Here is a 13,420-nt window from a genome sequence, read left to right as displayed (position 1 = left end):
AAAATCACTGACTCTTGGCGAAGAACCCGTTCACACGCCCTCGCCCGCCCCGGCAGGACGGATGCCCTTCTTGGCGAGCTGAATTTGCTCGTAGACGTGGTGCCGGAGCTCTGTAAAGCGGGGCAGTGTGCGGGTATTGAGTTGGTCGCGTTCCGCGGGCAGGTCTATGACGAGGTCTTCCTGGACCACAGTGGGGGAACTCGACAGGATGATGACGCGCTCGCCGAGATAGACGGATTCATCGATGTCGTGGGTGACGAAGAGTACCGTTACACCCAGCTTCTTCCAGATTGTGCGGATCAGGTCCTCCAAGTCCGCGCGGGTCTGGGCATCCACAGCCGCGAAGGGCTCGTCCATGAGCAGGACTTCCGGTTGGTAGGCGATGGCGCGGGCGATCGCAACGCGCTGCTGCATGCCGCCGGACAACTGCCAGGGATAGGAAAGCGGCACGTGCGACAATCCCACGGCTTCGAGGGCCTCTTCAACGAGCCGGTCACGCTCAGCCTTCGGCACGCCCTGGTTTTTCAACGGAAGCTCGACGTTTTCACGGACCCGCATCCAGGGAAAGAGGGAGCGACCGTATTCCTGGAACACAACCGCCATCTTCTTCGGCGGCCCTACGACCGGTTCGCCGTTCAGGCGGACTTCGCCGGCGGTAGGAGACATCAGCCCGGAGATGCATTTAAGCAAAGTGGTCTTCCCTGAACCGGAAGGACCTACGAGGCAGGCAAGTTCACCTGGACGGAGGTCGAAGTTCAAGCTCCGAACGGCCTCAACTTCGCCGCCGTCGGTCTGGTACACCTTCTTGAGTCCGCGCACGGAGAGCATTGGGGGCTCGGTGGGAAGGGCGTTCCTCTGGGAACTGGTGGCGGCATAAGTGGAATCAGGCTGCATTTTCTACCTCTCGCAAGCCGTGGTACCAACGCAGCACACGCCGCTCGGCCCACTGGAATATAAGTGACATGACGACGCCGATGAGGCCCAGGAGCACGATGCCGGACCACATCTCCGGAACCGCGAAAGATCGCTGGAACTGGACAATGGTGAAGCCGAGCCCGGAGGACGAGGCGAACATTTCGGAGATGACCATGAGGATCAATCCGAGGGACAGGCATTGACGGATGCCTGCCATGATTTGCGGGCCCGCGGAAGGCAGGACTAGATACCGAAAGCGGGCCCTGCCGGTGATGCCGTACGTGCGGGCGGAGTCCGTCAACACCGAATCGACCGCCCGAACACCTTCTATGGTGTTGAGCAGCACAGGCCAAATGCAGCCGGAGAAGATCACGGTTACCTTCATGGAGTCATTGATGCCCAAGAGGAGGATGAGCACCGGCACCAGCACCGGTGGCGGAATGGCGCGGAAGAATTCCAGGATCGGTTCAGTCAGTTCACGCAGCCAGTGGACCGAGCCGATGACCAGTCCTGCCAGGACTCCGAACAGGATCGCCATGAGGACTCCAGCCAGCAACCTTCCGATGCTCGGCAGTACGTCCGAGAAGATGCGCTCTCCCACCCAGGTCTCCACGAACGTCGAAACAAGAGGGGCGGGCTTGGGGACGAAAAAGTTCGTTGAGGTGGAGCTCGTTGCCCACCAGATCGCGACCAGTAGCACAGGCAGGGCACTTGCATAGAGGAAACTCTTCAAGATGTTCATACAATCGCCTCCGACCGGACCGAGGAGTGCCAGGACAGGACCCGCCGTTCGACGCTGCGCATGGCAACATTGATGCCCACGCCAATGAGGCCGGTGGCTACGGCCAGGGCGTACATTTCCGGGACCGCGCCACCGGACTGGGCCAGGGCAATCTCGCGGCCCAGCCCAGGGGAGCCGATGACGAGGCCGGCGGTCACGGCCAGGATCAAGGCGACGGCCGTGGCCAAGCGAACCCCGGTCATCAGGTAGGGCAGTGTTGTGGGGAAAACGACATATCGGATCCGGGCCATGGAACTCAGTCCGTAGGACCGTGCCGTTTGCATGGCGATGTTGTCCACATCAGCCACGCCATAGAGCACCTGAATGAAGACCTGCCAGAACGACGCGTAGATGATCAGCATCAGCGACGACTCAATCTTTACGCCGAACAACAACACCGCCAGCGGGATCAATGCAACCGACGGAATCGGCCGGAGGAACTCCACTGTGGAATTCGTCAGACGGCGAAGAACAGCTGAAGACCCGATGCCGAATCCAAGGACGACACCCAAAACAATGGAAACAGCAAGACCGATCGCCCATGCCTGCATTGTTTGACCAGCCGCGATCCAGAACTTGCCGTGCAGCAGGTTGCTCAGAAGAACGGCGACGATGTCACTGGCGGGCGGAAGGAAACGAGGGTCTACAACCCCTGAACGGGAGCTCAATTCGGCCAGCAGCAGGAACCCCGTGACCCCCACGAGACCCAGCACCTGCCTTCGGGCTTTCATGAGCAGCCCTCTGGGTCTCGTGTCAGCGGTCCCGCCAATAAGGGCGATGGACTTGGTAGTCGATTCATTGACTTCTTTCGTGACGACAGTGGCTTGACTTGACCTCAGGAACATAAAGGTCTAACCAATGAATGGTATGATCAAAATCATCACGGGTGCAATAGCTCACATGCGTGAGTCACTTGGGAGCGTGTTCCGACGCCGCGGTCGGGGAATTGAAGGTGATAGCAATCGAGCAGGAACTTTATGAGTACAGTCCCATCGTCGATCGGCCTCCGCTTGAGTGGCCCAACGGTAAGCGGGTGGCATTTTACGTAGGCCTCAATGTCGAGCATTTCGAATTGGGTAAGCGATCAGTATCAATTTCGCCCGGGTCGGCTGCCCTCCCGCTTGATCCGCTCAATCACGGATGGCGTGACTACGGCATGCGGGTTGGGATATGGCGGATTATGGAATCCCTTGACCGCTACGGGTTACGCGCCAGTGCCCTGTTGAATTCGGATGTCTGCAGTCGTTATCCACAGGTAATCGAAGCCGGCAGGGAGCGGGGATGGGCCTGGCTCGCCCATGGCCGCAGTAATTCCATTCTTCAGACGGGCATGTCGCCTGCAGAAGAGCTGGAGTACCTCAGTGAAGTCGTTGACACCATTGCCATGCACACGGGCTCGCGGCCCCAGGGCTGGCTCGGGCCCAATGCCACGGAAACCCCTGAGACCCCGCGGATCCTCAGGGAACTCGGACTGAGTTATCTGCTGGACTGGCCTGCTGATGATCAGCCTTTTCACCTCAACGTGCCGGGGATGATGAGTATCCCGTACTCCTTCGAGGTCAACGACGTCAGGATGGTGGGCGGGGCGGTCAGCGCTGGCGACTTCTCGCTAATGGCAATTGACCATTATGAACAACTTAGTAAGGATGCGGCGAAGGGTGGCCGGGTTATGGCATTGCCCCTGCATCCCTTTATTAGCGGCCAACCCCACCGAACAAAGTATCTGGACTCGATTCTGAGCTTTATTACCAGCCAGCCCGATGTCTGGCTGACTACCAGCGACGAAATCGCCCGTCATTACCAGCTTGCTTGTCCGGCATCCCTGCCGCAGCGGGGCCACCACATCCACAAAACCAACTCCACACATTAGGGAAAGTAAATGCACTCTTGGAGAGACGTGATGTCCGACGAAGCCTACAAGGGGTTCGGCGCTTCAACGGAACGTGCTGTTGAGGCGGGCCAGAGGCCGGCGCTCCTGATCATTGACGTTGTCACCGCCTTCCTCGGTGAACGCGGCCTGTCCCTGGAGGAATCAATTGCGGACCGCCCACTCAGTTGCGGCCCCGCAGGCTGGTCCGCGCTGACTCATATAAAGGAACTGATCGAGTGGGCACGCGAGAAGGATTTTCCAGTGATCTATACAGTGGGAGACTCGGGAATCCTGGGTGGCGCTCTGACGCGCCCCGTCGATGAGAGGCAATCCAGCCACTCGGAAATCGCGGAAATTCCTGACATGCTCGCACCTCTTCCCGGGGAGGCCGTCATTGCCAAACCCCGCGCCAGCGCGTTCTTCGGAACCCCGTTGGCCGCTTTGCTGGTCAAGCAGAAAGTGGACAGCCTCATTGTCGCCGGATGCACCACATCCGGATGCGTGCGGGCTTCCGTAGTGGATGGGCACTCCCACGGTTGGCCGGTAGTGATAGCCGAGGATGCCGTCTTCGACCGCGCGAAGCTGAGCCACGACGTTAGCCTTTTCGAGATGAATGCCAAGTACGGGCAGGTAGCGACCTCCAAGGACATTATGGAGGCCTACGCAGTCACTGCATGAGTCCATCCATTAGGCCATTGCTGTATGATTTCCTCTGTTGTCCTGCCGCAATCGGCGGAAGGCCCGCATTATTTCTTACGCATTCGATGAACCGTCCGACCGGCGGTCGACAGGGGGGCAATGGCTACCAGCACCGAGGATCTTTTCCTCCCTGTCAACGTTGACCGGGCCTCGCAGGTCATTGTTGACCAGATCAAGGTGCTCATCCGGGCCGGTAAGTTGCAGCCCGGTGACCGGCTCCCCAGCGAACGCGAACTGTGCCAGCGTTTTAACGTCAGCCGCGTAACTGTCCGCGAGGCATTACGGGTGCTGGAGACGAACGGGTTGTTGACTATCCGTGTCGGCTCCCACGGTGGCGCATTCCTCACCACGCCGTCAGCCGAGCGCTTGGGGGTTGGCCTGGCTGATCTGCTCTCGCTGGCGCCGGCCACGGCCCATGACGTGACCGAGGCGCGCTTCATCGTCGAGCTTGGCACCCTGCCTTTGGCGGTTGAGCGTGCCACCGAGGGAGACATTGCAGCTCTTTTTGCAATGGTCGAAGAAGCTGAAGCGGCGCTTAAGGCCGGCAAGTACAACGTTGAGCTTTCCGCTGCGTTCCATACCCGTATTGCGCAATGCACTCACAATCCGGCGGTAGAGATGCTGATGCAGAGCTTCAACGGCCCATTGCGGATGTCGCTCGAGGAGTCGCACACTGCTGCGCCCATGGGTGAGCAAGGCATCGCGGAGCACCGCAAGCTGGCCGAGGCCATTCAGGCGCGCGATGTTGAGGGTGCCCGGAAGCTCATGACGGAGCACCTCAACCGGACGGCCGCCCGCGTCCTGCCAAACTCGTAGGCAACGCGGGTCAGCTCCCGGCCCCGCGTTGGTGTGCCTGCAAAGGCCAGTCGGTCTCGGCTTTTCTTCGTGGGGGCACGCGGCAATCGACCGTCCGCAAGCAACTGCTTGCCCTCTGAATCGCGCCCTCAAACCGCGCCGGTCAGCTGCGACTTCGTACGCCGTAGTCCCACAAACTTTTTCCTTTAAAGCAGCGCCTCCCACTCGCAATATCGGCGCGCCCGCGCTACGGTATAATGGTCTAACCAATGGAGGATCAACATGACCAACTCCGTCAGCGGAACCCTTATAGTCGGCGCCAGCCAAGCCGGCCTGCAGATTGCCTCGTCGTTGCGCGAATTCGGCGACACCGATCCCATCGTCCTGGTCGGCAACGAGGACGTTGCACCTTACCAGCGCCCGCCATTGTCCAAGGCCTACCTGACCGGCAAGGCCACGGCCGAGTCCCTCAGCTTCCGATCCCCCGATTGGTATGCGGGGAAGGGCATTGAGCTTCGCTTGTCCACCCACATCCAGCACCTCGAGCTGGACGGCCCCTCTTCGGGGAGCGGTGCGGCCATAACCAGCACCGGCGAGAAAATTCCGTTCGGCCGGCTCGCTCTTGCTGTGGGCGGCTCGCCGCGGCGTCTCGCTATTCCGGGCGCAGACCTCGACGGCGTCTGCGTCCTGCGCGATATGACGCAGGCAGACGATCTCCGGCGCCGCCTTGACGCGGCATTCAACGTTGTGGTCATCGGAGGCGGCTTCATTGGTTTGGAAGCGGCTGCGGCCGCGAGGGCCGCAGGCAAGGACGTGACCGTCGTCGACGTCGCTGACCGGCTCTTGGGCCGCGCGGTGGCTCCGGAGGTCTCGGCGTTTTACTTGGCAGCGCACCGGCGGCGCGGCACCCAGGTGCTCCTGTCCGCAGCGATCGAGGCTATCGAGGGGAACGATCAGAACAGGGTCACCGGAGTCCGGCTTGGCGATGGCACGGTGCTGCCGGCCGACGTCGTACTGGTTGGCGTTGGGCTCGTGGCCAATACGGACCTGGCGGCAGGTCTGGGCCTTGAAATCGATCGTGGAATCGTTGTGGACGCACTGGCCCGCACCAGCAATCCGAACATCGTGGCCGCCGGTGACTGCACCACGCTCCCGCATCCCCTCACCGGTGAGGGCCGCTACCGCATCGAGTCGGTCCAGAACGCCGTAGCCCAGGCGCAAATCGCTGCCGCCACGCTCGTGGGACGCCCGCAGGGGCCGGCGGCTGTGCCGTGGTTCTGGTCGGACCAAGCCGACCTGAAGCTGCAGATTGCGGGACTCTCCAATGGCTACGACCACGTGGTGGTCCGTGGTGAACCGGATGAGGAACAGTTCTCAGTCCTCTACTACGCCGCCGGTCGGCTGATCGCGATCGACGCTATCAATGCGCCCCGCGACTACATGGCGGTGCGCAAGCTCCTGGGGACCGGCGGCAGCATCCCGGCTGAACTCGCAGGGGACACCAACGTCCCGCTCAGGGACCTTGCGGCCGCCGTCACGGTCTAAGCCAAGCCAAGCAGCAGGGAACGCAAAAGTGCCCCTCACCTCCGTGGAGGTGAGGGGCACTTTTCTGCACGCTGTTGCTCAGCGCCTGGCCGCAATGCGCGCGGCCAGGCCCGGATAGACCCCGACGGCGTTCTCCCGCAGGATCCGGAGTTCATCCTCCGGGGAAAGGCCCGCGTTCTTCACATAAACCAGGGTGTGGTCCCACTCCACGCCGCTGTCTGGATCCGCGCCACGTACCGCCCCGAGCATTTCCGAGGCAAAGAGGATGTTGCCGGCCGGAATTACCCGTGTCAGCAGGTCTATTCCGGGCTGGTGGTACACGGCCGTGTCGAAATAGACGTTGGCCAGCAGCTCTGACGGGTCCTGCCAGCCGTTGCGCATGGAAAGGCCCCGGTACCTGCCCCAGTGGTAGGGAACGGCGCCTCCACCGTGCGGAATCACAAAACGCAGCCCGGGAAAGCGCTGGAAGAGATCCGATTGCAGGAGCTGCATGAAGACGCTGGTATCCGCGTTCAGATAATGCGCGCCGAGGGTGTGGAAGTTCGGATTGCAGGCAGTAGACACGTGGATCATCACAGGGATGTCGAGTTCCTGAATCACCTCGTAGAGCCCGAACCAGGACTCGTCAGTCAGTGGCTTTCCAGCCCAGGTTCCTGACGGGTCCGGATTGAGGTTCGCACCCACAAATCCAAGTTCGGTCACCGTGCGCCGCAACTCCGCGATAACTCCGGCGAAGTTGCCGTCAGGTGTCTGGGGCAATTGGGCCACGGGGGCGAAGTGCTCCGGGTACAGCTCGCTCACGCGGTGAACGAGGTCGTTCGAGACCCGTGCCCAGGCGTTGGCTGTAACTGCGTGCGGGACGTGGTGTTCCATGCCGGAGGCCCGGGGGGAGAGGACCATGAGGTCGCCGCCGCGCTCACGAAGGACGCGCAACTGGTTGGGTTCCACACTTTCGCGGAGCTCGTCGTCACCAATGGGAGCGAGGACGGCGTTCTCTCCGTTGAGCTGGGCCTTGCGGAAGGCGAACAGCTGGGCAGGTTCCGTGGTGTAGTGGCCATGGATATCGATAATCACTTGCGGGCCTCCTGTGTCCAGTCCTCGAAGGAGATGTAGCGAATGCCGGCCTTTTCAAGCAGCGGACGCATATCGTTGACATCCAAGGCAATCTCGCCGGCTTGATAACGCGAGCGAGCTTTGGCTTCTTTTTCCTCGCGGGCCTTCGAGGCGGCAAGGACGCGGGCGGCCTGCCGGCGTGGTACCACCACAACCCCGTCATCATCGGCAACCACCACATCACCCGGATGGACGATCCGGCCGGCGATCGAGATGGGTACGTTGACGTCGCCCAAGCTTCCCTTGCCGGTTCCCTCCGCCGAAACCGCCTTGGACCACACCGGGAAGCCGATCTCTTGAAGGTCGGCCACATCGCGTACTCCTGCTTCGATGACCAGGCCGCGGACCCCGCGCGCTTTGAGCGAGGTGGCAAGGAGATCTCCGAAGTAGCCCATGTCGCACGGGGCGGTGGGTGCCACCACCAGCACATCACCGTCGCCGCACTGCTCGACCGCGACGCCGATGGTGGTGTTATCGCCCGGGGTGACCGTGACGGTGACGGCATTGCCGGCAATCCGGGCTCCCGTCTGCACGGGGTTGATGTGCGAGCCCAGCAGTCCTTCGCGGCCCTGGGCCTCGTGGACGGTGGCTACGCCGTAGCCGGCTAAAGCGTCCACGACGGCGCGTTCGGCGCGTGGCGGGTTGGTGACAACGAGCCCGGCCATCAGCGCACCGCTCCGCCGGGCTGGCCCACCAGGTCGGGCATCATGGACACGTGAATGGCATCCTCATCGGTTTCACCGGCTAGGACGCGGATGGCATGGTCCACCTGGTCGATGCCGTAACGGTGGGTAGCCAGTTTCTCCAAGGGGAAGCGCCGTGAAGCGAGCTGGCTCACGGCGAGTTCGCAGGCGTTGAAGGAGTGGCCCCGGGCGGACTTGATGGTGATCGCCTTCTCGGTAATTTTCTTCACCGGGAACTCGGGGAAGGCGGCCAGTTCACCCTGGATGAGCAGGGTGCCTTCCCGGCGCTTGAGGACGTCAACGCCAAGCAGCACCGGTGCGGTGCCCGCGCGGGACGTGCAGTCCAGGACGTAGTCCAGGCCGCGTCCGTTGGTGAGGTCCATGATCTTCTCGCGGGGATCCTCGGTGAGGACGTCGACGACGTCGTCGGCGCCCAGCTCCTTGGCAAGCTCAAAGCGCGCCTTGTCCCGCGTGGTCCCGGAAACGATCACCTGCGCGGCGCCGGCTGTCTTGGCCGCGACGAGTTGCGCCAGGCCCTGCTGGCCCGGCCCTTGGATCAGCACGGTGTCGTTGTACCCGATTCCCGCCGTCAGCAGAGCCCACTCAATGCCGTTGGAGAGGGGCATGACCAAGCCGGCTTCCTCCGCTGTGATGGTGTCCGGGATCTTGTGAAGTACCGCGTTCCACGGCAGGTACATGTACTGTGAAAAACCGCCCCACAGCATGCCGGGGAAGTCGGCCGAGGTGTAACCGAAGCGGCGCGCATCCGGGTTGGTTCGCCAGTCGGTGGCCTCGCAGTGGCGGTACTCGCCAATGCGGCACCACTCGCAGCTGAAGCAGGCGACATAGTGTTCCACGAACACCCGGTCACCTTCTTCGAGTCCCTGGCGCTTCTTGAATTTTTCGCCGGCCTCCACAATGATGCCGACATTCTCGTGCCCCATGATCACAGGACCCTGGGTGGCCGCAGTCGATGGCGGATTGGAATACAGCTTCACATCAGTGCCGCAGATACCTGCAACCTCAATTTTCAACAGGGCCGACTCATCGTCGATCTTCGGCCGGTCAAACTCGCGCATTGCGGTGGTTCCCGGGGCAACCCGAACCGCCGCCAGCACCTTCTCAGACATCTTTGGCTCCCTTTGAGCACGGCTGCTAAGCCTTGGCAAAATGGTTAGACCAATCTACCATGCAGGTATCCATGCTTGCCATAGAAAGAGGAGCCGCCGTGCCCGTTCAACTGTCAGCCCTCAGCAGGACCCAAGGGAACAACCGCCGCCTCAAGGACGGAACCGTTGTGCCTGAAGGATTCCCTCTGGAGTTTCAGGAAATGCCGGTCCTCGTTCAGGGATTTCGCCGGATGGTCCGCGAACTGGCCTATGACGTCAGCGAAATGGCGTTAACGACCTACCTGACGGCCAAGGAACACGGCGTGAAGTTCACCGCGCTCCCGATCTTCCTGGTGCGGGGATTCCATCACAACGCGATTGTGGTCCGACGCGACTCGGGCCTCACCCACCCCGGACAGCTTGCCGGCAAACGCGTCGGTGTGAACCGCGGGTACACGGTAACCACCGGCGTCTGGGCCCGCGCCATCATGGCCAACCAGTACGGCCTTGATCTGGACTCAGTGACGTGGGTCCTCTCCGGTGACGAACACGTCCAAAACTACGTGCCGCCGTCGAACGTTATTTCCGCGCCGTCCGGCAGGACGCTGGAACAGATGGTGCTCGACGGCGAACTCGACGCCGCGATCGGCGTCAAGCCCGGCTCCCCGGACTTGGTCACACTCATCCCCGACGCAGACCAAGCCGCAATCGCGGCCCTGCAGACAACAGGTCTCTATCCGATCAACCACCTGGTGGTCATTCGGGACGAGATCCTGGAAGCGCACCCGGATGCTGCCGTCGCCGTCTTCGAAGCCTTCGCCGAATCCAAGCGGCAGTACCTTGCGGACCTGAAGGCCGGGGCGCTGGCCGAACCCGACTCCGCCGATCGGCTCCACCTCCAAGTACTGGATGCAACCGGCTGGGACGATCCCCTCCCGTACGGCGTGGATCCCAACCGTGAAGTCCTGGAGGACCTCATGGAACAAGCAAGCCGGCAGCACATCCTGACCAGGAAAGTGAAACTGGACCAACTCTTCGCCGAGCCGGTCCGCGGCCTCACGGGCTAAACGTTCTCCATCCGCGGGTCCAACTGCGCACGGACAGCCACAGGGGCTGCCGTGCGCAGTTCGCGTTGGGTGGCTTCTTCCAGGGGCACGCCGGTGGACAGATGCATCAGCGCGCGCAAGGCATTTCCGTGGCTCACCACCACCACGGTCCGGCCCCTGCGCAGTTCGGGAGCGAGGATGTGCCGCCAGTACGGCGCCATGCGTACCGCCACATCCGCCAGGCTCTCAGCGGAGATAGCCGCCGCTTCGGGGTACGCAGCGTACCGGGGATCGGCCCGCTGGGCGGACAAGGCGGCGTCGTCCGTCTTGGGAGGACGGCCGTCGATGCCGCGGCGCCAGGACTGCACTTCGGCCTCGCCAAAACGCACCCTCGCGTCAGCTTTGGCCAAGCCCTGCAGGGCGCCGTAATGACGTTCATTCAGCCGCCAATACGCGCTCGGTGAGAGCGGCCAGCGGGCTTCTTCGACCAGCAGCCGGGCCGTTTCCACGGCCCGGCTGAGGACGGAGGTGTGTACTGCGTCGGGTGCGAGCCCGGCGAGCTCCGCCGCAGCCCGCCGGGCCTCCGCGCGTCCGCGCGCGGTGAGGGGAACATCGAGCCAGCCGGCGAATACATCCTCGGCATTCGCCGTGCTCTCACCATGGCGCAGCAGCACCAGGTTGGACATCAGTGTTGCTCGAGGAACGCCAGGATCCGGGCGGGGGCGGTACTCCGGGTTTGTTCGGCCACCGGAACATCCCAGTATTCGTGAACCGGCAGGCATTCCTCGAGGTAGCGCGCCGCCGACGGCGCATGCGAGCTGTCCTGTCCGGGAACAATCAGCCCCGGCACCTGGAGGGTCATCAGGTCCTCGGCCTCGACGCCCGGCACCGTGTCCCGGTCGAACAGGCCCCGCACGGAACCGGTGACCATCAGCTCGTACTGCTTCACGTCCATGGCCGCATAGGCTGCCGCGAACCCGTCGTTGCCGCGCAGCGGCCCCGCCCACGGACCCAGGCGCGGGTCCTTGCTGAAGCCCACCATGCTGGATCGGGCGAGTTCGACGACGGCACCCATCCCATGTTCCAGGGCGAAGGCAAGATGCTGGCCGAAGCGGCGGTGCTGGGCCATCCGGTACTGCGGCCCGCCAGCGGGGGAGAACAGGACCATGCTCCGCACGCGGTCCGGGTGCCGGATGGCCAAGGCCGCCGCAGTGGAGCACCCGACGCAACCACCCATCGTATGGACGGCCTCGTAGCCGAGGTGGTCGATCAGCCCGAGCGCCTGGGTCACGTAGCGATCCCACGTAAGGCGCTCCAGGCGCCCGCCGGACTGCCCGGATTCACGGCGGTCGAAGACGATGCACGTGTAGCTGCCCTTGAAGGCATCAACGAAACCGAGCTCCCGGTACCTGCCGAAGGTGAGCCAGTTTTCCAAGGTGGAGTCGAATCCGCCCGGGCTGAACATGAGCAACGGAGGGCCGTCGCCCACGGTTTCGTAACGCGTGGGGATTCCGTCAATTTCGACGACGGGCATAACAAGCCTCCTAACCTTGGCCGCGGAGATGCTGTCCCCCGCGGATATCTGCAATGCACTCGGTCAGGGCGTCATACGCGATGCGCCCTACATTGGCATAGGTAGTGGGTTCAGCATCAATCCACTTGGCGCTGTAGCCGACTGCCGCCGTCGACATCCTGATCCGACCGTCCAGCCACGGCCCGCCGCCGAAACCGCCCAGCACCGGGATGGAAACGGCGTCCACCACCGCCGGACCCACCACGGGACCCGAGTTGGTGAAGTTGAGGGCGACGGCGCCGGCGGATTCGAGCCGCTTGGCTTCGGTGACGAACTGTTCCACCATTTCGTCCGGAACCACCGCCCCTTCGGCCTGCGAATACGCCACACCGTACTTAAGGGCTGTTTGCGGCGTGATGCCGAACTGCGCGAAGACGGGAACGCCGGCACGGGTGACCGCCTCCACTGCTTCGGGGAAGTCCGCGGCGCCGTCGAGCTTCACCATGTCAACGCCTGCTTCCTTCGCCAAGCGGATAGCCGCGCCGACTGCTCCCTTGGCCCCCTCCTGGAGGGGGCCGAACGGGAAGTCGCAACTGAGGAGGGCGGATTCCACACCACGTCGGACCGCTTTCGCTGCCACCAGGATTTCGTCCATGGTGATCTCCAGCGGATGGGAGTGCCCCCAGAGATTGACGCCCACGGAATCGCCTACTGAGACGATGTCCGCACCGGCACGGTCCGCGATCCGCGCCATCTGGTAGTCCCAGGCGACGATGCAGGCACTCTTCTTGCCGTCCCTCTTCATCTCCTGAAGCTTGGGAATGGTCATGGTGCTCATGCGCGCGTAGCCCTCAGCAGCTCAATCAGGTCATCTTCTTCGGCCGGGACCAGCAGGATCCTGGCGTGGGGCCGGAGGTGGAAGAGCGCATCGCTGGTGAGCGCACCGGGCGTCACAACCAGGCCCGCCGTCATGATGCCCCGCTCACGGGCGAGGCTTCCGACGGCGGCAACCGCCGCCCCGTTCTCCCCGGATGTGGAGACCATGATCACCGTGTTGGTGTCGGTCATGACCTCTTCCAAGGACACATCCGAGGCGCCGATTTCGGACAGCACCCCGCCGGGGTCGGCAACGGAGAAGAAGCGGGCCTGGCCCCAGTCGAGCAAGGCCGCGGAACGGATGATGCGCTCGGCTTCGTGGTCGAAGGCGACAACGCGGGTGTTCCGTGCGGCCGACAGCGGGTAGTCAATCCGAAAGGCCGCTTCCTTGGTGGTGGCCGCCCGGGCGCATGAACTCGGACCCGCGGGCACTGAACGTGGAACGCTTGAGTGTTCGTGATCGTGATCGGACATG

General features: G+C 62.9%; 15 protein-coding genes. 5 read left to right on the top strand and 10 right to left on the bottom strand.

Going from position 1 to position 13,420, the window contains the following annotated elements; all coding sequences use genetic code 11:
- Positions 1 to 30: 30 nt before the first annotated feature.
- From QN084_RS10175 to QN084_RS10165, 3 genes are read right to left on the bottom strand one after another with little or no spacing between them, the layout of a single operon-like run.
- Positions 31 to 894, bottom strand: a complete 864-nt coding sequence (locus QN084_RS10175) for an ABC transporter ATP-binding protein (RefSeq protein ID WP_069694446.1) — start codon at positions 892 to 894, stop codon at positions 31 to 33.
- Positions 884 to 1,657: an ABC transporter permease gene (locus tag QN084_RS10170; protein WP_069694447.1), complete on the bottom strand. Its 774-nt coding sequence runs from the start codon at positions 1,655 to 1,657 to the stop codon at positions 884 to 886. Before QN084_RS10170 ends, QN084_RS10175 begins: the two co-directional genes overlap by 11 nt.
- A complete protein-coding gene (locus tag QN084_RS10165) occupies positions 1,654 to 2,427 on the bottom strand; it encodes an ABC transporter permease (protein ID WP_069694448.1) in 774 nt (257 codons plus the stop codon). Before QN084_RS10165 ends, QN084_RS10170 begins: the two co-directional genes overlap by 4 nt.
- A 221-nt stretch (positions 2,428 to 2,648) precedes the next feature.
- Here QN084_RS10165 and QN084_RS10160 point away from each other — a divergent pair, with 221 nt between their 5' ends.
- The 4 genes from QN084_RS10160 (at position 2,649) to QN084_RS10145 (ending at position 6,605) form a co-directional block, all read left to right on the top strand.
- Positions 2,649 to 3,566, top strand: a complete 918-nt coding sequence (locus tag QN084_RS10160; RefSeq protein WP_206599653.1) for a polysaccharide deacetylase family protein — start codon at positions 2,649 to 2,651, stop codon at positions 3,564 to 3,566.
- 9 nt (positions 3,567 to 3,575) lie between these two features.
- A complete protein-coding gene (locus QN084_RS10155) occupies positions 3,576 to 4,244 on the top strand; it encodes an isochorismatase family protein (protein ID WP_083262053.1) in 669 nt (222 codons plus the stop codon).
- A gap of 120 nt (positions 4,245 to 4,364) precedes the next feature.
- Positions 4,365 to 5,081, top strand: coding sequence for a FadR/GntR family transcriptional regulator (locus QN084_RS10150; RefSeq protein ID WP_069694451.1), 717 nt, complete (start codon positions 4,365 to 4,367; stop codon positions 5,079 to 5,081).
- Positions 5,082 to 5,342: 261 nt separating this feature from the next.
- Positions 5,343 to 6,605, top strand: coding sequence for an NAD(P)/FAD-dependent oxidoreductase (locus tag QN084_RS10145; protein ID WP_069694452.1), 1,263 nt, complete (start codon positions 5,343 to 5,345; stop codon positions 6,603 to 6,605).
- 78 nt (positions 6,606 to 6,683) lie between these two features.
- Here the strand turns inward: QN084_RS10145 and QN084_RS10140 are convergent, their stop codons facing one another.
- The 3 genes from QN084_RS10140 to QN084_RS10130 are packed head-to-tail and all read right to left on the bottom strand — an operon-like array spanning position 6,684 to position 9,531.
- A complete protein-coding gene (locus QN084_RS10140; RefSeq protein ID WP_069694453.1) occupies positions 6,684 to 7,679 on the bottom strand; it encodes an amidohydrolase family protein in 996 nt (331 codons plus the stop codon).
- Entirely contained in the window at positions 7,676 to 8,383 is a 708-nt protein-coding gene (locus QN084_RS10135) for a 4-carboxy-4-hydroxy-2-oxoadipate aldolase/oxaloacetate decarboxylase (protein ID WP_069694454.1), read from the bottom strand. The genes QN084_RS10140 and QN084_RS10135 overlap by 4 nt, the downstream gene beginning before the upstream one ends.
- Positions 8,383 to 9,531, bottom strand: coding sequence for a zinc-dependent alcohol dehydrogenase (locus tag QN084_RS10130; RefSeq protein ID WP_069694455.1), 1,149 nt, complete (start codon positions 9,529 to 9,531; stop codon positions 8,383 to 8,385). Before QN084_RS10130 ends, QN084_RS10135 begins: the two co-directional genes overlap by 1 nt.
- 98 nt (positions 9,532 to 9,629) lie before the next feature.
- Here QN084_RS10130 and QN084_RS10125 point away from each other — a divergent pair, with 98 nt between their 5' ends.
- Entirely contained in the window at positions 9,630 to 10,577 is a 948-nt protein-coding gene (locus tag QN084_RS10125) for a substrate-binding domain-containing protein (protein WP_062098695.1), read from the top strand.
- On the opposite strand, the gene QN084_RS10120 is transcribed toward QN084_RS10125, so the two are convergent.
- From QN084_RS10120 to QN084_RS10105, 4 genes are read right to left on the bottom strand one after another with little or no spacing between them, the layout of a single operon-like run.
- Positions 10,574 to 11,242, bottom strand: coding sequence for a 2,3-bisphosphoglycerate-dependent phosphoglycerate mutase (locus QN084_RS10120; RefSeq protein WP_285751635.1), 669 nt, complete (start codon positions 11,240 to 11,242; stop codon positions 10,574 to 10,576). The two genes, QN084_RS10125 and QN084_RS10120, sit on opposite strands and share 4 nt — an antisense overlap.
- Entirely contained in the window at positions 11,242 to 12,090 is an 849-nt protein-coding gene (locus QN084_RS10115) for an alpha/beta fold hydrolase (protein ID WP_069694458.1), read from the bottom strand. The genes QN084_RS10120 and QN084_RS10115 overlap by 1 nt, the downstream gene beginning before the upstream one ends.
- Before the next feature lie 10 nt (positions 12,091 to 12,100).
- The gene (locus QN084_RS10110; RefSeq protein WP_062098685.1) at positions 12,101 to 12,907 is read right to left on the bottom strand and encodes a 3-methyl-2-oxobutanoate hydroxymethyltransferase; all 807 of its coding nucleotides are present in this window, start codon (positions 12,905 to 12,907) and stop codon (positions 12,101 to 12,103) included.
- Positions 12,904 to 13,419: a hypothetical protein gene (locus QN084_RS10105; RefSeq protein WP_062098683.1), complete on the bottom strand. Its 516-nt coding sequence runs from the start codon at positions 13,417 to 13,419 to the stop codon at positions 12,904 to 12,906. The genes QN084_RS10110 and QN084_RS10105 overlap by 4 nt, the downstream gene beginning before the upstream one ends.
- Position 13,420 lies beyond the last annotated feature (1 nt).

Source organism: Paenarthrobacter sp. R1 (genome assembly GCF_030264015.1).
Lineage (GTDB): Bacteria > Actinomycetota > Actinomycetes > Actinomycetales > Micrococcaceae > Arthrobacter > Arthrobacter ureafaciens.
This window is presented reverse-complemented; position numbering and strand designations above follow the sequence as displayed.